This is a genomic window from Rhizobium sp. 2YAF20, from assembly GCF_052114685.1.
Taxonomy (GTDB): Bacteria; Pseudomonadota; Alphaproteobacteria; order Rhizobiales; family Rhizobiaceae; genus Rhizobium.
Window position 1 is genome coordinate 18,872 of record NZ_JBFRFF010000025.1, and the last position, 20,196, is coordinate 39,067.

Annotated in this window: 14 protein-coding genes and 2 pseudogenes; 8 read left to right on the forward strand and 8 right to left on the reverse strand. The window is 55.3% G+C overall.

Annotation, left to right across the window (positions count from 1 at the left end; genetic code table 11):
- The first annotated feature begins 34 nt into the window (after window positions 1-34).
- Window positions 35-805 carry an SDR family NAD(P)-dependent oxidoreductase gene (locus AB4Z52_RS23745; protein WP_442220360.1) on the forward strand — a complete coding sequence of 257 codons (771 nt, stop codon included), beginning with the start codon at window positions 35-37 and terminating at the stop codon, window positions 803-805.
- Window positions 806-926: 121 nt separating this feature from the next.
- Here the strand turns inward: AB4Z52_RS23745 and AB4Z52_RS23750 are convergent.
- The 6 genes and pseudogenes from AB4Z52_RS23750 to AB4Z52_RS23775 form a co-directional block, all read right to left on the reverse strand.
- Window positions 927-1,338 (reverse strand): annotated as a pseudogene (locus AB4Z52_RS23750) (ISL3 family transposase); the annotation flags it as partial.
- Between the two features lie 16 nt (window positions 1,339-1,354).
- A pseudogene (locus tag AB4Z52_RS23755) lies at window positions 1,355-1,529 on the reverse strand (transposase); the annotation flags it as partial.
- Between the two features lie 241 nt (window positions 1,530-1,770).
- Entirely contained in the window at window positions 1,771-3,834 is a 2,064-nt protein-coding gene (locus AB4Z52_RS23760; protein WP_442220361.1) for a hydantoinase/oxoprolinase family protein, read from the reverse strand.
- 61 nt (window positions 3,835-3,895) lie between these two features.
- Window positions 3,896-5,800, reverse strand: a complete 1,905-nt coding sequence (locus tag AB4Z52_RS23765) for a hydantoinase B/oxoprolinase family protein (protein WP_442220362.1) — start codon at window positions 5,798-5,800, stop codon at window positions 3,896-3,898.
- Between the two features lie 246 nt (window positions 5,801-6,046).
- Window positions 6,047-7,474: an ABC transporter substrate-binding protein gene (locus tag AB4Z52_RS23770; RefSeq protein WP_442220363.1), complete on the reverse strand. Its 1,428-nt coding sequence runs from the start codon at window positions 7,472-7,474 to the stop codon at window positions 6,047-6,049.
- A 240-nt stretch (window positions 7,475-7,714) separates the two neighbouring features.
- On the reverse strand, window positions 7,715-9,256 hold the full coding sequence (locus tag AB4Z52_RS23775; protein ID WP_442220364.1) for an ABC transporter substrate-binding protein: 1,542 nt from the start codon (window positions 9,254-9,256) through the stop codon (window positions 7,715-7,717).
- Window positions 9,257-9,563: 307 nt separating this feature from the next.
- Here AB4Z52_RS23775 and AB4Z52_RS23780 point away from each other — a divergent pair, with 307 nt between their 5' ends.
- The 6 genes from AB4Z52_RS23780 (at window position 9,564) to AB4Z52_RS23805 (ending at window position 16,476) form a co-directional block, all read left to right on the forward strand.
- The gene (locus AB4Z52_RS23780; RefSeq protein ID WP_442220421.1) at window positions 9,564-10,652 is read left to right on the forward strand and encodes an ABC transporter permease; all 1,089 of its coding nucleotides are present in this window, start codon (window positions 9,564-9,566) and stop codon (window positions 10,650-10,652) included.
- A 5-nt stretch (window positions 10,653-10,657) separates the two neighbouring features.
- A complete protein-coding gene (locus AB4Z52_RS23785) occupies window positions 10,658-11,566 on the forward strand; it encodes an ABC transporter permease (protein ID WP_442220365.1) in 909 nt (302 codons plus the stop codon).
- Window positions 11,556-13,211, forward strand: a complete 1,656-nt coding sequence (locus AB4Z52_RS23790; protein WP_442220366.1) for an ABC transporter ATP-binding protein — start codon at window positions 11,556-11,558, stop codon at window positions 13,209-13,211. Before AB4Z52_RS23785 ends, AB4Z52_RS23790 begins: the two co-directional genes overlap by 11 nt.
- A 235-nt stretch (window positions 13,212-13,446) precedes the next feature.
- Complete coding sequence (locus tag AB4Z52_RS23795) at window positions 13,447-14,238, forward strand: aspartate/glutamate racemase family protein (RefSeq protein WP_442220367.1); 792 nt, start codon at window positions 13,447-13,449, stop codon at window positions 14,236-14,238.
- A gap of 339 nt (window positions 14,239-14,577) precedes the next feature.
- Complete coding sequence (locus tag AB4Z52_RS23800) at window positions 14,578-15,549, forward strand: quinone oxidoreductase family protein (protein WP_442220368.1); 972 nt, start codon at window positions 14,578-14,580, stop codon at window positions 15,547-15,549.
- A gap of 300 nt (window positions 15,550-15,849) precedes the next feature.
- Window positions 15,850-16,476 (forward strand): amidase family protein, encoded by a 627-nt coding sequence (locus tag AB4Z52_RS23805; protein ID WP_442220422.1) that lies wholly within the window; start codon window positions 15,850-15,852, stop codon window positions 16,474-16,476.
- Window positions 16,477-16,626: 150 nt separating this feature from the next.
- On the opposite strand, the gene AB4Z52_RS23810 is transcribed toward AB4Z52_RS23805, so the two are convergent.
- The gene (locus tag AB4Z52_RS23810; RefSeq protein ID WP_442220369.1) at window positions 16,627-17,292 is read right to left on the reverse strand and encodes a TetR/AcrR family transcriptional regulator; all 666 of its coding nucleotides are present in this window, start codon (window positions 17,290-17,292) and stop codon (window positions 16,627-16,629) included.
- Between the two features lie 279 nt (window positions 17,293-17,571).
- On the opposite strand from AB4Z52_RS23810, the gene AB4Z52_RS23815 reads away from it, so the two are divergent.
- Window positions 17,572-17,745 carry a hypothetical protein gene (locus AB4Z52_RS23815; RefSeq protein WP_442220370.1) on the forward strand — a complete coding sequence of 58 codons (174 nt, stop codon included), beginning with the start codon at window positions 17,572-17,574 and terminating at the stop codon, window positions 17,743-17,745.
- Between the two features lie 1,116 nt (window positions 17,746-18,861).
- Here AB4Z52_RS23815 and trbI read toward each other — a convergent pair.
- Entirely contained in the window at window positions 18,862-20,190 is a 1,329-nt protein-coding gene (gene trbI / locus AB4Z52_RS23820; protein ID WP_442220371.1) for an IncP-type conjugal transfer protein TrbI, read from the reverse strand.
- Between the last annotated feature and the right edge of the window lie 6 nt (window positions 20,191-20,196).

Here is a 20,196-nt window from a genome sequence, read left to right on the forward strand (position 1 = left end):
TATGCCAATGGGCGTGCTTAGAAGGGGAGATGTTATGACAAGATTCAATGGCAAGGTAGCAATAGTAACTGGCGGCGCCGCTGGCATCGGTCGCGGATGCGTTGCGCGTCTCCTCTCGGAGGGCGCTAGCGTCGCTATGATCGATCTGGACAGTCAAAAATGCCAGGCAACGGCGTCAGAACTACACGCTCCTGAAGGTCGACTGCGTACCTACACGGCTGACGTGGGTAAGGAAGCGATTCTGGCCGACCGTATACGACAGGTCCACAAGGATTTCGGTCGTATCGATGTGCTCGTGAACAATGCGGGGATTGTCCGTCCCTACAAGTCGACGCACGAAGTGACTGAAGAAGAATGGGATCGGCTCCAGGCGGTCAATACCAAGGGAGTTTTCTTTGCCACCAAGCATGTCCTGCCGATCATGATGGCGCAAAAATCCGGATCGATCGTAAACATCTCTTCGGTGGCCGCGCTACTTTCGTTTGGGGGTATTGCTCCGTATCACGCGTCAAAGGGCGCTGTTCGTGCGATGACCAAGAACGACGCCATGGACTATGCTAAGTATAACATCCGGGTCAACGCGGTGCTCCCCGGCTTCGTTCTGACCGATATGGTGAAAGACGAGCTGGAGACCCTTTACCCTTCCTATGAAGCAGGCCTGGTTACAGCAACCGCGATGCAACCTCTCAACCTCATGGGAGAGCCATCCGATATTGCAGCGGCGGTTTGCTTCTTGGCATCCGAAGACGCTCGCTACGTCACCGGATCTGATATTGTGGTAGATGGGGGCTACTCCGCTAGATGATCTCGGCGGGCGGAGTAGCTCGACTACTATTCCGCCGGCCCTCCTCGCTTCGACTTCGCCAGCCATTTGTGTCAAACGGCATTGAATATTGGGTCTGACGCATATTTGATGACGGTTTCTTTCACATCGCGCCAATCAACCGCGCCTGGAGAAGGTCCAGAGGTTCGGAAATTGCGGCAGCTGCCTTATCTTTGACTTTCCAGTTGGCAAAGGGAGCGAACAGACTGTGGTGGGGCATCTGCGATCCACGGGTCGAGTACGGCCTTGGCTTTCCTGCGGATCATCGTTTGGAAGCGACCAATCAGATTGCGAGCTTCGATCAAGGCGGGAACACCGGCTTCTATGGCCGCGATCGTAATTGTATCGGCCTTGCTCAGTTGATCGCGAGCGGTTGTCATCAATCGGGCAATCGTTCTGACGGATGACACTTTTTGAAGTTGCTGATCAAAGGCCCGCTCGGCCCACCGCCGCCTTGCCGTCCGTTCACCAACTACACGAAAGGAACCACGAAAGACTCTGCATCGCAGTCGCCGCTAGAGTTCAGCACCACTTCTTTATCCATCTCCGCACGAGATTGGCATTGATGCCGTGTTCGAGCGCCAGCCGTGACGCCGAGACGTCAGGTTCTAAGTACGCCGCAACAAGCCGCTCTCTTGAAGTGATATCGGCGTCGGACGCCGCGTCCCACAAGTCGCACCTGAAGTTTCTGAGCATCGTCATCCATGTTTTGGCTTCCACCTATTTTGATGGAGACCTCATGCCTCAGAGCACTCAGTTTCAGAAGGTGCGTAGAAATTCTGTCTTACAATCAATCCGTTGGATGCCATCCACAGATAGGTGCGGCCGGGCCAAGCTAGGAGCGGGATGCCCGTGACCATCATCCAACGGGTAGAAAATAAAAGGAGCGGTCAAGACCGCTCCTTTATCTCGTCTGCGAGACGTGAGAGCCTTCGGGTTGGCCCCGCTCAGTCTGCGATATGAACGTCTATCGCAAGTGCGAAGTCTGGATCGATAGTCAGCTTGTCTCCTGCCCCGATGATAACAGTGGTGGTAGAAGACTGAACAATCGCCGGCCCTTCGAATGTCGCTCCCGGGAAAAGATCATCCATATGGTATACCGCGGTCGACACCATCGCTCGCCTCCCGAAATCGTAAGCCATGCGTTCACCACGCTTAGGCGGCGAGCCAGCTTCAGGCTTTGCAATCGCGGTGGTCGAGCCTGCGAGGCCCAGACCCGTCACACGCCAGTGCAGGAATTCAACAGGCACCGATGGTCTGTTGTAGGTGTACTGGCTTTTGTGTTCCGCATGGAAGCTCTCGACGGCCTGGTTGATATGTCCCACAGTAATCTTCTCAGCGAAGGGAACGGGGATAGTCAACTGATGGACCTGACCTGAATAGCGGGCATCCGCGAAAAACTCGATACGAACCTTGTCGTCAGTAAACCCTTCAGCGCGAAGCTTCGCTCGCAGATCACTTGCGAGAGTGGAGAGGATGGCATTGATGCTTTCCACATCCGGATTGTCTGAATAAGTATGGCATACGCCAGCCTCGTCGTACCGAACGTCTGTAACCGTCATCCCGAAGGCACAAAGGGTGCCAGCTTCACGCGGAATAATGACGTGTGGAACGCGAAGCTCTCTTGCAAGTGCTGCCGCATGGAGGCCGCCAGCACCACCGCCCGACAAGAGAGCATACTTCCGGATATCGATCCCGCGTTGAACCGACACCGCCTGTATCGCCGCGACCATGTTGGCGTTGACGATCCTGACAACACCGGCCGCCGTTTCAAGGGCATTGAGTCCGATGTTTTTACCCACCCGGGCGAGCGCCGCTTCGGAGAGATCATCTCGAAGAACTCGACGACCGCCGAGGAATGCGTGTGGGTCGAGGTATCCCAAAACAATGTTGGCGTCTGTCACCGTAGGTTCGGTGCCACCCGCATCATAAGCGACTGGGCCCGGGCGCGAGCCTGCGCTCTGCGGCCCGACGCGCAAGGCGCCACCGCTGTCGACCCAAGCAATACTGCCGCCGCCTGCACCCACCGATAGCACATCAACGCCAGGCACCCCGATAGGCTGCATGTCTACGCTGATCTCGCGGGACATCGCGGGGCGGCCATCGCGAAGTAGGCACACGTCGAGGCTCGTCCCGCCCATATCGATGATAACAATGTTGCTCAGACCGCGCGACGCGCCGATATGCGTAGCAACTGCAGGAGCCGCGGCAGGCCCAGAGGCGAGCACGTTCACCGGCTTTCGAAGAATCTCCGGGACCGAGGCAACGCCACCGTTGATTTGCATGATCAAGGGACCGCGTCCATACCCCGACTCCTTGAGGGAGCCCTCGAGTTCCTTGAGGTAGGTGCTTACGCCGGGCAGCATATAAGCGCTAAGAACAGCAGCAGAGGTGCGTTCCCATTCGCGTATTTCTGGAAGGATGTCGACCGCGCACAACACAGGCACCCCCGGCAGCTCCTCGCGTAGGATCTCAGCTGCGCGATGTTCGTTGTTGGGATTGGCAATCGACCAAAGGAAGGCAACGGCTACGGACGATACGCCAGCCTCACGCATCGTAGCGGCAGCCTTCCGGACGCCATCTTCGTCAAGTGCTTTGAGGATTTCGCCATCCTTGTTTACACGTTCGCTTACGCCTAGGCGCAGATAGCGATCGACCAACGGCTCTGGGTAAGGCATGCGGAGGTTGTAGCGGTCAGGCTTGAAGGCATCACGTGTGTATAGAATGTCACGGAACCCTTCAGTGCAAAGCAGACCAATCCGCGGGCCATTGCGCTGGATCAATAGGTTTGTCGCGATTGTAGTGCCGTGGACGAAGAGCGTTACCTTCTTGAGGAACTCCTCGGTCGTATGCCCCAGTTCGCGCGCAACCGCCTTCAGGCCGCGTTGGATAGCCTGGGCCGGAGAGACCGGATCGCTGTCTTCCTTCCAAAGGAAAGTCTTTCCCTTGTCATCAAGTACAGAAAAGTCAGTAAAGGTGCCGCCGATGTCGACGCCAACACGATAGCTCATAGTGTCACCTGCGAAAGATTGAATTGCTTTTCGTTGAACGCATCATTGCGCGGTCGAAGGCTTAAATGCTCGGATTCTGAAGGAACACATCGCCTTCACGCATATGGTTTTCGGCCCAACGGCCAGTTCCCGGCTGGGTCGGCTCGACCGACGGCCGTTTAATTTTCGCGAGCGCTACGCGTTTCGTCGACGTTTCTCCTTCGATCACCTTCGGATCGAGTTCATCTGTAACGATCACGCCGAACACTTCAGCCGCCGTATTCCGGCTAATGAAACCGTCCCGAATGTTCTTGCGTACGAGTTCAATATCGCGCTCCAAGGGATTCCCATGACCGCCGCCGCCGCACGATACGCCAACGTATCGCTCGTCCGCTTTCAAGTTCATGTTTCCGGTCGCAGAGAAGTAGCGGCGTTTGCGGGTCGTCATGTCTTCGATGTACTGCCCTCCCCCCGGCGAGGCTGTTCCACCCGCAACGCCATGTGGCGGGTTGCGCCAACCGTCACCAAACGAAAAGCAATCAACCTTGCCAAGTACAGGTCGCAGTCCGATGTTGAGGCCAGGTCCGCCGATGTGCTTACCGAAGCCCATGGAGTCGGTCTCGATCTCCAAAAAGTCGACGAGCAATGGATGCAGCATCTCTAGCTGCTCCAGTGGCTGTGACTTCATGCCGCCAAGGGCGGCCACGCTCTCGCAAAGCGGCCATCCGTCCGTTGCGTTAGATGCTCCGAAACCGCCCGTATTGTTGAAGAGCATCACACCCCAGGCATTGCCCGAGTAGTCTTTGTCTCCTGCGAAAGCCGGAACGTTCGCACAGCGGGTGCTTCCACCCAAGACATAATCGGGCATCGCTTCGCAAAGAGCTTTATGAACGGCATCGGACATCATATCGGACGGGATAATGGTCGCGCACGATGTCGAAGCGGGAAAATGAGGGTTCACGATCGAACCTTCTGGGAGCTTGACGGTGACCGCATCGATCTTCCCCTGGTTATGAGGAATGTCCGTAGGAAGATAGCACATGAAAGGTGCAGCCCCTGCAGCTTTGGACGTTGCGATGGAGCCGTTGACGCCGCCCTTGGCTTGCTCGCCGCTTCCTTCGTAGTCCACGACAATTTCGCCGTTCTTGATCTCAACAGAAACATTGATCGGGATATCCAGAAGCTCAACGCCGTCGCTGTCCACCCAGCCTTGCGCACGGTAGACGCCGTTCGGCATCTTCGCAAACTCCGCCTTTGCGCGCGTGTTCGAGTAGGTGATAAGCGCGTCGACGCAATCAACGGCGGTCCTCACCCCGAACTCTTTACAAACCTCAAGAAGACGCTGCTTGCCCTTCTCGATCGAACCCAGCTGCGCTAGCATATCGCCTTCGAGAAGGTGGCGATAACGTACGTTCCAGAAGTAAAGCTCGCGGACGTCATTGCGCATTTTACCTTTGTCCACCAACCTCAACGGCGGGATTGTAATGCCTTCCTGATAGACATTCTGTGCTGCCGGAAGCACGCTGGAGGGGAGGAATGCACCGATGTCCAACTGGTGTCCGCGGGCCGTAGACCAAAAGACTAGCTTTCCATCAATGAAGACCGGGGTGCACGTCGCAACGTCGGCTGGGTGGGTATTTCCGTGATATGATGAATTGCAGAGGAAGACGTCTCCATCGTGAATGTCGCCTTCAAACGCCTTCATGATCTCTTCGACAACAAGATGTGTTGTCAGCGTATGCACAGGGAGCGCGTCTCCGCAGGCAATCTGCCTGGCCTGCGCATCAAGTACGACGCAGTCGAAGTCGCGGCATAGCGAGTACATGGTGCTCTGCGCGCTGCGCTCGAGCGTCGCGGACATTTCTTCGATGATACTGTTGAACCTGCTTAGCAAAACGCTGAAGGTGATCGGATCTACCCCTGCAGCGCTGGGGCCGGTTCGGTCGGCGACTAATAGACCGCCAGAGAGATTCTCTTCATTCCGCATTTTTGACCTCCAAGTATAATCTTATCCTGGTAATTATATTCACGATCTTACGCGTATTTGCAAGAGACTTGATAGCTTTCTGCCATCACAATTTGCAGCGACCGCACCGCGTAAACAATGAAGCGATTTTACCGAAATATGCGCAGGACTGGCGCGAATTCGCGCCAGTCCTAAGGCGACTGACCGGTGAAGCCGAGCTCCGGCGCTGCTATGAGCAGCGGTTTGGGCGAGATGCCCGCAATCGTCTTACGCGAACCACCAACGCTGGAAGCACTTCAGCCCGTCCAGTGTAAGGTCGTTCTGGAGATCTGTTCCATGCTGGACGTTGTCGCGCACGGCCCAGACAAAGTTCTGGAACATCGGAATGATAGAACCGCCTTCGTTATGGATGATCTCTTGAAGGTCGCGGTAGATCTCTCCGCGCTTATTGTCGTCGATTGTGCCACGCGCAGTCTCGATCAGATCGCTCACCTTGGGAAGATTGCAATGGGTCTCGTTCCATGCCGCCCCTGGTAAGTAAGCTTGTGAGAATTGAAGGCCGACCGAGGCCAGCCTACCCCAGAAGACCGTAGTGAACGGCTTCTTGAGCCACACGTTCTCGTAAAACCCATCGTCAGGCTCCCGGACGACGTTGATGTTGATGCCCGCGGCAGCAGCCGACGCCTGATACAATGCCGACGCGCCGACAGCACCGGCGAACCCCTGATCAGCCGCGCTGAGCGAGACATTGAGGGACGTCAGGCCAGCCTGCTTGAGATAGTATTTGGCCTTGTCCGGGTCGTAAATGGTCTGCGGAATGTTCGCATTGAAAAACTTATTCGAAGCGCCGACCGGATGGTCGTTTCCGACAGAACCGTATCCGAGGAGGATCTTATTTACGAGTTCCTCGCGGTTTACACCATATTTGAGTGCCATTCGAACGTTGTTGTCGTTGAACGGTTTGACATCCATCATCATCGCAAACGAGTTGAATTGCTCGGTTTTGATATCTTCGACACGGATACCCTTGGCTCGCTTGAGCATCGCCGCGGTTTTGAGGTCCACCTTGTTGACGATATCGACAATGCCGGTTCTAATCGCATTCATTCGAGCCGCATCGTCTTCAATGAACGTCACTTCCGCGGTGTCGAAGAAGCCGACCTTGGGATCCCAATAGTTGGGGTTGCGCTTCAAGAGCATGCGCCGGCCGGGCTCAAATTCTTCCAGGCTGTAGGCACCGGTACCGTCCTTCGTCGTCCTGTCAACCTTCCCGCCAACCGACGGAAGGATGCCAAAGTTGAACGTCGTCACCAGGCTAAGGAAATCGATATTCGGGCGGGAAAAGACAACGTCGACCTTGAGCGGTCCATCAGCCTTGACGTCCGTAACGTTCTTCATTTCTTCCTTTGCTGGCGAAAGTGAGTCGTCACTACGGTGAATATTGAGCGATGCGACCACATCGTCGGCCGTCAATGGCTTGCCGCTGTGGAAAGTGACACCCTTGCGAATGAAGAATGAGAACTTCTTGGCATCGGGGGAGACCTCCCAGCGCTCGGCAAGACCTGGCACTGGGCGGTTCATCTCATCCAGTTCGATGAGGTTGTTTTTAACGTTGCTCGAAACGACCCACATCGCGTCGGATACATAGGTAAACTGATCGAGGGTGTCCTGTGACGATCCACCAGCTAGACCCACACGGAGATGCCCCCCGCGCTTGCCCGCGGCCCGAGAGGGCTGCGGTAGTAAGCCTGACGCTGTGACGATAGCCGCAGTTTGCAGAAAGCGTCGACGGTTAAAGTAATGCATTGCTATTCTCCCAGTTCTAGACAGTTGAATTGCTATTCGCCGAGTTGTTCCCTTGTGATCCCGGCACCTTGGTCAACCCCGCTCGGCGAGAGCGGGGTTGGGCATGAAAACCACGTCGGCAACCGACGTTTACGCGAACCACCAGCGCTCGATGCATCGGAAGCCATCCAGGTCCCAATCGCTATTGAGTTTTTCTTGATGCATCAGCTTGTTACTGGAGGCCCATACGAAGTTCGCAAAGACCGGAATGATTGCCCCGCTTTCATCGTGAACAATCCTTTGCAACTCCTGGTACATGGGCTTTCGCTTCGCCTCGTCGCGAGTGCCACGCGCCTCGGCGAGGCTCTTCTCGAAGCGATCATTCTTGAAGTGCGTTGCATTAAAGGGGGCGTTAGCGCCGAACGCCTGGCTGAATTGCGCGTCTGCGCTAGTCTGCTGCGTCCACCAATCCGCGGTGAACGGCTTCTTATTCCAAACGTTGTCGAAGTACCCATCATCAGGCTCGCGGGTCATATCGATCGCAATACCCGCCTTTCCGGCGGATTCCACGAACAATGATCCGGCAGCTGTCGCGCCCTGGAAGGCGGCTTCGGATACACTGAGCGGAACCTTGAGCGATTCCAGCCCGGCTTGCTTGAGGAAAAACTTCGCCTTGTCTGGATCGAATTCAGTCTGCGGAATCTCGGGGTTGAAATACGGGTGAATAGGGTCAATGGGCTGGTCGTTGGCGATCGTGCCGTGCCCAAACACGATTTTGCTTAGAAACTCCTGACGATCGATCGCGAATTTGAGAGCATTTCGGACGTTTTGGTCATTAAAGGGCGCTACATCCGACATCATGCCCAAGACATAAAAGCGTCCGCTGGGTGTATCCTCGACTTTGATGCTCGGAACACGTTTCAGCATATTGAGTGTCTTGAGATCGGCCGTATTAATCAGGTCGACCTGGCCCGAGCGCAGTGCATTCATTCGAGCAGCCGCGTCAGTAATAATTAAGACCTCGGCGGTGTCAAAAAAGCCAGCTTTGTCGAGATCCCAATAGTTCGGGTTCCTTTTCAGCCGAAAACGCTCGCCCGGAACATAGCTTTCGAGGACGTACGCGCCTGTCCCGTCTAGTGACTGGCGATCGATCTTTCCGTCTTTCGAGGGAAGGACCACAAGACGAATATCGCCGACTGTCTTTGGAAAATCTGCATCGGGTGCGTTCAGCACAAATGCGACCTTCCAGGGGCCTTCTGCAACAATGTCACTCACCGACGCCAAAAGGTTCTTGAGCGGAGATGTGGTTTCTTCACCGCGATGAACGTTGACGGACGCGATTACGTCCTCAACGGACAGCGCTTTCCCGCTATGGAACGTCACGCCGGAGCGCAACTCAAATGACCACTTCTTGAGATCGTCGCTGGGCTCCCACTTCACGGAGAGGTTAGGTGAGACCGTACCATCAGGTTCGATGCGGGTCAGCGCGCTTCTAGACGAAGCCGTGGCAAGCAATACCGAGTCGTAAAGCGGGTTTATCGGGTCCATACTGTCTTGCGTGGATCCGGCCGACAGGCCGATCCGAAGGTGCCCACCACGCTTTGCAGCAGCGTGAGCAGGCCGGGCTACGGTAGACATAAGTGCGGCTGCACCCGCACCAATCATGAGGTCTCTGCGAGAAATATCGAACACTAAAGATTCCCCTTGTACGGATCGGTTATTTTTTATACTTGTTGGTACATGATACGTCTGAATCTGGATGTGTCAAGCGTATGCGGCTCGACGAAGAGAGCTATTTAAGGCTCCTAACCGCACAACGACTTACTGCTCTGAGAAACGAGCAGCGCCAAACTTGGCTGCTCAAATGCAGATCGAATTGCCCGTTCGAAGAGGATATTCGCGGGTTGAGAGGGCTAAAAAGGTGGAACAAATAACTGGAGCAAATCCTACGGGAGCAACGCCATTGGCGGGCTCATCTGAAGGTATCGCAAGATATGATATGGATATCGGGAGCGATCGATCGTCGGCAGGTTCGACAGCTTTTGGCAAGCTGGCGCGTATTATTGGCCAGCGCTTAGCGCTTGGGCTTTTCTCACTCTTTGTTGTCTCCGTCATTATCTTCGGCTCGGTGTCGCTCCTGCCGGGCAACTACGCCACTGCGGTTCTTGGGCAGTCTGCCACACCCGAGAAAGTTGCGGCCTTTGAAAAGGAACTCGGCCTTGATCGCCCGCCTGTTGAGCGCTACCTGAAGTGGGTCTCCGGGGCGGTCCGAGGAGACTTCGGGATATCATTCACAGGCCGCGGCGATACTCCGCGCTATGTCTCAGATATTATCGGCCCTCGCCTGTTCAACACGCTGTTTCTGGCCGGCCTCGCTGCCGCTGTGGCGGTTCCGCTGGCAATTTTCCTTGGGATTGTTTGCGCCTTTTATCGCAACGGCTGGGTCGACCGGGCGCTAAACGCTGTGACTCTTACAACAATTTCAGTGCCGGAATTCTTCGTGGCGTACATCCTGGCGTTCTTTGTAGTCATGCGCGAGAACTTTGCCGCTACTGCGTTCGCCCAGATTGCACCAGAAAAGCTTACATCCGCGATCGGCACGGTATTAGGCTACATCCCAAACCTGCCGATCCTTGCCGACGTGTCGCCGGGTCTCTCGTTCGGTGAGCGGCTTTGGTTTTGTCTGCTTCCGGCCCTGACCCTAACGCTCGTCACCCTCGCGCATATGATGCGGATGACAAGAGCGGCCATCATCAACCTTTTGGCGACACCTTACATTGAGATGGCGCAACTTAAAGGCGTACACCCAATGGCTATCATCGTGCGACATGCTCTGCCGAACGCTTGGGGTCCGATTGCCTATGTTGTCGCGGTTAATCTCGCTTACCTTATCACCGGCGCGGTCGTTGTCGAGGTCGTCTTCGTCTATCCCGGTGCAGGTCAGCTGTTAGTTGATTCTGTCCGCTCTCGCGACATCCCGGTGGTCCAAGCATGCACTATCATATTCGCGGCGACGTATATCCTGTTGAATCTAATTACCGACGTCATCACGATCGTAACCAACCCGCGGCTGTTGCACCCAAGATGAGCATTATGACTTCAGATACAAACCAGGAAATCCAAGTCGCAAGCGTAGGACTGGCACTCGCCCGCCCACGCAGGACGCGACTAGGTAAAATCAAGAGCGCACTGAAGCGAGCCCCCATCAGCGCTTGGTTCGGTATGGTTGTAGTTTTCGCCTACATCGCCTTGGCGATCTTCGCGCCAGTTCTCGCACCCTATGGCGAGGCGCAGGTGTTCGATGAACCGTTCGCACCCTGGAGCGCCGATTTTGTCTTGGGCACGGACCAATTAGGGCGCGACATCCTCACCCGCCTTATCTACGGCGCAAGAAACACGCTGGGTATCGCAGCGATAACGACCGCGATTTCCTTCTGCACTGGCGTCACGCTCGGCCTCGTAGCTGCATTGGCCAAAGGCTGGCTCGATCAGCTTCTGTCGCGGTTTGTCGACATCATCCTGTCAATCCCGGGCCTGATCTTCTCACTGATGCTCCTATCGATCTTCGGAGCGAATGTGTGGAGTCTGGTCCTGATCATCGCCGTCCTCGATTCCACGAACTTTTTCAGGCTCTCGCGGGCGACCGGTCTGGGCATAACGGCATTAGAGTACATTGAAGCAGCCCGCTTGCGGGGTGAAAATTGGTTCTGGATTGTCTTCAAGGAGATCCTTCCGAACATCATGCCTCCATTGATTGCGGAAATCGGTCTTCGGTTCTGTTTTGTGTTCCTCACGATCTCTGCACTCTCATTCCTAGGCGTAGGTATTCAGCCCCCCACCGCTGACTGGGGCTCCATGGTTCGAGAAAACGCAACGCTGATAACCTATGGAGACATCACGCCACTGCTGCCCGCAGCTGCGATTGGTCTGCTGACAGTCGCTGTCAACTTCCTGGTTGACTGGTTCCTCCACAATCTGAGTGGTATTAAAGATGAGCACTAAGTCTTCAGCCAAGGAAATCCGCCAAAAGGGTTCGTCCCTTCTAGAGATTACGAACCTAGAGATTGATGGCTTCAGCAATGACAGGTGGCACAAGATCGTTCGCGGCGTAAATCTCTCGGTCAAGTGCGGCGAAATCGTCGGATTGATCGGAGAGTCGGGCGCAGGCAAATCCTCCTTGGGATTGGCTGCGATGGGGTATGCGAAAGGCGGTTGCAAGATCGCGTCCGGGCAAGTTATGTTCGAGGGCGAGGACCTAGCCAAGGCGAGTGAGCGCCGACGACGAGAGCTGCGCGGCACGCGTATCGCTTATGTTGCCCAGAGTGCAGCGGCAGCATTCAATCCTGCTCAGCGCCTCCTGAAGCAGACTGTGGAAGCAGCAGTGCGCTCGGGCATGGCGATGGGCTCTGCGGAAGCCGAAGCGATCGAGCTTTATCGGCAGCTCCAGCTTCCGAATCCAGGTGAGATCGGTTTTCGCTATCCTCATCAAGTCTCGGGCGGACAATTGCAGCGCGTCATGACGGCAATGGCGATGATCTGCAAACCAGACCTTATCATATTCGACGAGCCCACAACTGCCCTCGATGTGACCACGCAGGTAGAAGTTCTCGCGTCTATCCGCACTCTCGTCGAGCGGCACAATACGGCAGCCCTCTATATTACCCATGACCTTGCCGTCGTGGCCCAGATGGCGGATCGGATCAAAGTCCTGCGCAACGGCAAGACGGTCGAGGAGTCTACCACCAAGGCGATGATCGAATCCCCGCGCGAGGAATACACCCGGTCACTATGGGCTGTTCGAAACCTCTATAAGGAACCGACTCCAAGCGGTGATGTTCTCCTGAAGGTCAAGGGTGTTTGCGCCTCCTACGGTGACCACAAGGTTCTCAACGATATCAACGTTGAAGTGCCCCGCGGCAGGACAGTCTGTGTTGTAGGCGAGTCCGGCTCCGGCAAGTCGACGCTTGCGCGTTCTATCATGGGGCTTCTACCGCCCACCGCGGGGTCGATTGAATACGATGGTCGACCGCTGCCTGATAAGCTGGCAATGCGAGACCGCACCATCCTGAAGAAAATCCAGTTGGTGCATCAGATCCCCGATACGGCGTTGAATCCCCGACATACCGTGGGAGCCATGATTGAGAGATCGCTGCACCTATTCAAGAAATTTTCGGGAGCGACGCTTACTCGCGAGGCGATCAAGCTACTCGAACGGATTGAACTCAACGAGACGTTCTATGATAGGCTCCCGGCGGAACTATCCGGCGGCCAGAAACAGCGCGTCTGTATCGCTCGTGCACTAGCGGCCGATCCGGAGCTAATTATTTGCGATGAAGTGACATCAGCACTCGACCAGGTAGTGCAAGAAGGCATCCTGAAATTGCTCCTTGATCTGCAAGCGCAGTCCGGTGTCAGCTACATGTTCATTACACACGACCTCAACACTGTAAGGGCCATCGCCGATCAGGTAATCGTCATGCAAAAGGGTCAGGTGATCCAACAAGGATTGAAAACGGACGTTCTCAATCCTCCATACCACCCATACACGGAACTTCTTCTTTCATCGGTTCCAAAAATGGAGACCGATTGGTTGTCCAATCTCTTGGCATCCAGAGCGGAATTACAATCCCTGGTAACAGCGGTCTAATCGTCAGCGGTGCAGCAACCTCATGAATGGGATGTATAAGTCGTCGTCGGTCGAAACCGAAATGAAGCGAGCGCGTTACGCCCGCTCAACGGTGCAGCGATTAAATTTCTGACTTTATGGGCGGCGGGCGGCGTTACGTCGCTCGCTTGAGGAAGACATGGCCTGCGCTGGCTCGCCGGCCTGACCTAGAGCTCAGCCAATACACAAACGAGACCTTACTGGACGGGAGAAAAACATGCGTCGGATCAACTTCATCAACCCTTTCGGTTCTATCGCCTATGACCAGATAATCACGAAGACTCTTGGCCATTATTGCGCCGAGGGAACTGAGATGGTCGTTACTCACCTGGAGAATTGCCCTCCGGACATCGACTTTTTCTATAACAAGCACTTAATCGAACAATCGCTCTACGAAGAGGTTATGCGTTCGGAAGAGGTCGGCTTCGACGCCGTGATTGTAGGCTGCCTATACGATCCTGGCGTAAGAGTCGCGCGGGAGCTTGTGGATATTCCCGTGATCGGGCCGCTGGAAGCTTCGTTTCAAATGGCTTCTAACTTTGGCCACTCTACGATGATCCTGACCGATCACCGTAAGGCGGTCCCCTTCATTTATGACGAGATCCGCCTACGTGCACAGGGTGCGACGGTCAAGGGTGTGGACGCCATTGACTGGTTCGTCAAAGATATGATCAACGACCGTAAATCTGTCGCGCAGGACGTGGTACGGCTTTCCACCGCTGCAGCGCAGAAATTCGGGGCGGAGACGGTAATCATGGGCTGCACCATCATTGCCGCAATCTATCAGGAATACCTGATGGAGGGAGGGAAGCCTGCCGATGTTCCGATCCTAAACCCCAACCTTATGGCCTTGAAAATGGCTGAGGGTTTAGCCGACCTACATCGGAAAGGAGCCTACACACTAGCGCGTAGTGGCTACTACATGAAGCCGACCGGCCACTATGAGGAAGAGTTTAAGCGCGCACGCCGCATCTGGAATGAGACGAAGCCTGACTTTAAGCAAAAATAGTCGCTTTCCGACTGGGAAATTTCTCCGAGCGTGGTGTAGGCAATATTGATGAAGGTTTTTCCCGACGGCCGGGAGGCAGAAGCATCCTCCAAGATGACCTTCTTCATGCTGTCCACATTTGAATTTCTGCCTTATGTTGAAGTTTGAAGGCCATCGAGGGACGCCAGCCCTGGATATGTGTGCGTTGAGCTGACCAGATATTCTAAAATACCGCATGATCAGCCCAAACGAAGGGTACGATCTGCTCTGCATATTCTGCATCAGTCAAGTGCACAATGCAGCGGTATCCCAACCATTGGAGGGGGCGTAGCTTGAGGCCAAGCAGTCAGGAGTTTGAGCATGTCGTTGTCAATATGGCTTGAAGAAACGGGAGGCCCGGAAGTTCTCAAGGCCGTGGATGCCAGGCTCGTAGGGCCAGCCGCGAATGAAGTGGTCATTAAACAAGAAGCTATCGGGGTGAATTACCTCGATGTCACCCAGCGGCGAGGTGACTCACCAATTCCGCTTCCTTCTGGATTGGGACTTGAGGGTGCTGGCGTCGTCGAAGAAATCGGGTCGGGCGTCTCGGATTTCGCAGTTGGCGATAGGGTTGCATATGTACTTGGCCCGTTGGGAGCATATGCCGCGAGCCGAACCATTTCGGTCGACCGGCTCATACGGGTGCCCGACGACATGTCGCTCGACTCGGCGGGGACCCTGCTCCTGAAAGGCATCACCGCCCAGTACTTGCTCACTTCAACTTACAAAGTTGGACCGGGCACGGTCGCGCTGCTCTACGGCGTCGGCGGTGCACTTGGCCAATTCATGACACCATGGGCGAAGCATCTAGGAGCCACTGTCATTGGTGTGGTGTCAAAAGACGCGAGCGTTGAACGTGCGAAGGCTCTGGGATGTGACGACGTGCTGGTTTGGGGAACCGACCTCGCCAAGCGGGTCAACGAGGTTACCAAAGGCCGCAAGGTTGACGTGGTGTATGACGGTTTGGGGCAATTGTCTTTTGTAGCTTCGCTGGACAGTCTCAAGCCTCGTGGTCTGATGGTATCCCTTGGAGCGTCTACAGGAAGCCCGCCGCCATTCGACTTGAAGATGCTTGTAACGAAGGGTTCGCTGTTCCTAACCCGTCCCAGTTTAGCAGCCCATGCCACGAATATTGCCGAGTATCGGCAAAGGGCAGCAGATGTCATCGACGCCGCAGCCGAAGGTATCTTCTCGACCAAGATTTGGCGGGAATTTCCGCTAAAAGACGCGGCAGCTGCGCACGAAGCCTTGGAAAGCGGCCAATCCGCTGGCCCGATCATTCTCAAGCCTTAAGTTTCGAACATGCAAACAATCATTGAGATCGTTCTTCATGCGAGACGGGCGGCGGTCGAGGTCGCCCTCTACACACTGCTTCCCATCATGGTCGTTATGATGATCCTAATGAGATTTCTGGAAGCGGCAGGGATGATTGATGGGCTCGTACTGATCTTCGGGCCGCCTCTGAAGCCGTTCGGTTTGACTGGAATGCACCGAAGACAGCTATCTTGCCATAAGCCGCGTATCTCTTGGATTGGTGGCGGGTTGAAACTCCAATCGGCACCTTGAATTTCCCCGCTGTACCGTCAAAAACTAATTGACCGTCCTGTCGCAACAGAATGCGTCGCAGCTGTCGAACGCACGGCATCAATCCTGCGGCAGCTGGGGCATGAGGTGGTGGACGCATTCCTTCCTCCTATCAAATATGCCAGTTTCCTGAAGGCCCACCAGGATGTGCTGGCCGCAAGTGTGACATCGACCGTCAACGGCAAGGTCAGGCACGACAAAAACAGTGGTTGGGAAAAGAAGCTCGAGCTAGCTATGCTCGACGCCTATCATATAGGCGAGAAGCTCTTGGTCGAGGACTATGCGCTTGCCATCAATCGATTCCGTGCGATTGCGCGTCAGCTTGAATTGTACATGGAGGAATATGACTATATCTTGACCCCAACGCTGACGCAGCTGCCTGCAAAACTTGGCACCCTGAGCATGGAGGAGGATTTTCGGACGTTCCGCAACAAGGTCGGCCAATACACCACCTTCCTTGCAATCATCAATGCCTGCGGCCAGCTAGCCGCGAGCCTTCTGCTATATTGGTCAGAGGAAAACGTGCCGGTCGGCGTGCAACTTATCGGACGATTTGCAAAAGACGCGGATCTGCTGCGCGTCTGCGCTCAGATCGAACAGGCTGCACCTTGGATCGACAGATGGCCGGCGGCTTGAGCCTGACCGGAGACCCCACAATACGCCATGCGGGCCATAACAAGGGTCCGAATGGCTATGGAAGACAGCTAGATGAGCCACCAGCGACTTGATCGGAGTTTTAAGATGGTGACCGTCAGGCGTCCGACTGTGGCGGGAGCTGGCTTCAAACTACGTTTTGAGCGTATATCCGTCTGCGAGAACCGAAACGTAGTGATCGGCAATCTGTTCTGTCGTCATCTTCCCATTGGGCTTGTACCAGACGTGGATCCAGTTGGTCATGCCGATCATGCCGCTGATCGCCAGATGTGCGGAGACATTCTTGAAAAGTCCTTCAGAAACGCCCGCCTCGTAAACCATACGGAACATATCTTCATATTTTTTCTTACGGCCGATCACCATCTTTTGCTGCGTATCCGACAGCTCGGCTTCATCACGGAAATAGATCGCCGTCCAAGCCGTTCGCTCCATGACATTAAGCGTATGCTTCCGGATCATGGCGCTCATAAGCTTGTCTGTCGGCAGGCCGGACGCGACGATCTCCGAAAGGTCCTGGAAGGACGCGTCGTGGATCCGGTTGAACAGCGTCCAGAGAACCTCGTTCTTGTTTTTGAAATAGTAGTAGATGACAGATTTGGTGTAACCTAGGCTGGTTGCAATGTCGTCGATCGTAACAGCGCGAAAGCCGCGCTCGGCGAACAGCTTAGCCGCGACGATCAGAATTTCCTCCTGAACGTAGGCCTGTTTTTGAGTCTTCATCTTTGCGCGAACCGAAGTATTCATGTTTCGCTCAACAACCTGCGTCTTCTTCTTTTCGAGCTTGGCTGCCACTGTCATCAGAACTTTCAACCTTATTGGCCATTCAACGGCAATTGCAGGACATGGTTTTTTTGTCCCTGAAGTCTATTTTTTTGAACTGTTACACTTCATTGAAGGTTTCTGACAGGGACGTCAACGAAAAAGATGCCTTATTCACCAGTCTGCTCAGGAAATGCGCACCTTTTTGCGACCCTCTCAGGTCACATTGAATAGGTTCTTGAACTTCGGCGAACAGCCTCCAAGCAGCGGCTCGTTTTTCTGCCAACACTTTATCTTGCCTGTATTGCCTTCGTTTTGATGATCGACGGGTTCAACATTCCAGCGTCGGGCGTTTGGACGCTGCTGGTGCTGGTAAGCCTGTCCCACGGCATCGCGGATCTGCTGCAGATCACCGCGTTTTCAAAGGCGCCGGCCAGCATCATCATACCCCTGCAGTATTCCCAGATAACGATCCGTCGCTCCCGCCACTAGTTTCCAACGTCTACGTTTGTGTTTCAACGCGGTCTGCACAGACCCTGACTGCGAAATTCGTCGATCCGACCTTAAAATCTGACTTAAAATTCTACATAAGATACTCGATAGTCAATTTGCTCGAGATTTTGCCTCAAGCAACGGTAACCCCGATTGGACGCAGGAGGCGCGGCTTCCCAAATGCCGCATCGATCGTTTCTTTGGTGGCTCGATCTGCGATGCATGCATGGCCGCGATTCCAAAACAACTCACACAGGCAAGGGGTTATTATGACGCGAGGTACTCCTTCCCACGGGGTTATATTTGTCCTACCGCTCGACTTTTCGATTAACTCGGTCGACGTGGGTTTATCGGGCATGCGCATCTGCAACTTTGCTTCGACATCTGTCGCCGTTGCCTTCTCGACAAGGCGCGTCACTAACGCCGGAGACTTTGTCAAACTTCGGGGCGAGGAGTAGCGCTCACTTCAGTCAACGGCCGTGCCGAAGTTCATGGTTAGCCAGTGGGTCACTTCAAGCCAGCTCCCCACTGCCAAGACGATGAATTAGACGATCCTCCGGCAACTAAAGCTTGGAGCAAATTCGACCTATTCCGGGTCAAAGCCCGCGAGCTCGAAATAGTGTGCGCACTCGTCCGGCGGACGCGTTAACACATTGGGCGACGGCAGGACGTGAATAGCCAATTTCGTTGGAATTTTGCGACGCTCCCGCCTGTCGGCCGATCGCCAAGTCCGTGCTCGTCGGCTCAATGTCATATGATCGGGGACGGCGTGACCCAGTCCCATCAGTTGCAGCGCTGATGTCAGAAAGCCTTCGGTTCGCCGCGGTCGCAAGCCGAACGCCCGGCCCCCCCACTTCAGACATGGCCAAGCGGGCCGACATGATCGCGGCCGCGATTACTGAGTTTCGCATGCGTGGTTTCGCGGGTGCGGATTCCAGTCGTCCAGTGCTTTCAGCACAGCGTTCGCGAAGGCGGTCGAGTGCTCGCCAAGGCGCTTTATCACGTTAGCTCGCTCTTAGGGTTCTGCAACCGGCCACTCGGGCATCGGCTTGCACAGATTGGCCGCAATCGATCGGTGCAATTGCTAACGTTCTATGAGACGCCGCCTTGATGACATCAGTTTCGACCAACCGACCTTGCGTTCCGGTAAACGCCAGGAAAGATGATGTCCTGGTCAACCAGGACATTGAACTTGTACCCAGGTCGGATCTCGAGCGTAGGCTGGGCGTCGAGGTTTCTGTCGATCGTGCGCTCTGCGACCCGCCCGAACGTCTCTGCGAAATTGCGACGTGCCGCATCGGACGCGGTGTCCTGCGTTGCCAGCGTCGAGCTCTCTGGTACAGCCATATCAACGCCAGTCCCGACGAGGGCGACGAGCACGGCCGAACCGAACGTCCTGAGATAGTGGTTATTCACCTTATCATTGAAGCCGCCATAGCCTTGCGCGTCTGTTCCCGCCATGCCGCCGATCTGCAAGGTTGATCCGTTCGGAAACGTGATATCGGTCCAGACGACGAGTACCCTGGACTGGCCGAAGGATACTTTGCTGTCGTACCGACCAAATAGTTTCGTACCCTGCGGAATTAACAGGCGGTGGCCCGTCGCGCTGTCAAAGACGTTTTGGCTAACCTGCGCGGTGATGCGGCCGGGAAGATCGGAATTGATGCCGGTGATCAGCGTAGCCGGAATGACCGAGCCGCGCTTCAGCTCGAAAAGCGACTGCTGTGGGGCGACCTTATTGGGCAGGTAGCCGAGTTCTTTGATGTCCGCATTGAAGAAATCTTCCTTGGTTCGCTGGCCGTTCGGGTCGAGGTTTTGCCCACCAAGACCCGCCTGGAGAGTCGCCGCATAGAGGTCTGTCGCCGATCCCGGCTGAGCCGAGTTCGTGGCAAGGTTCGTTGTGGTCATGTCGGTGGTCGCCTTTTCCTGTGCATCGATCTTGCCCTTGTCGATCGCCAGCGGCGCGTCATACGCGGCGTCGCCCGCTTGAAGACGTGCCATCCGCTGCCGCTGGCGTTCGCGCAGATACTGCTCATTTTGCTCGCGCTGCAGGCGGGCTTTCCACACCGTCTCCGGCTCGATCGCGAATTTTTCTTCCTGCTGGACCTGTCGAGGCTCCGTCGTAAATGGGTTGGATGTTGCATCCTTTTTCGTCTTGTCGGGCGTCGGCTGGAAGGCGGGAGTCTGAACCGGCTCACCGATGATGCCGTCGCTGACACCGCGCTTGAGCTGGTCGGCATAGGTCGAGGCAGGATTGCCCGACGTTTGAGCAAGGCCGGGGTCGCCCCGGAAATAGAGCCCGCGCGATGTAAGTCCGTAGAAGATGACCGCGAGAAAGACGATGATGAGAACGATCACGACGATGATCGGCAAACGGTTGACCTGGCGGACACGGGAGCTGCTTGACTCCTGCGGCACGCCGCCGAGCTTCAAGGACTGAGCCATGGTACG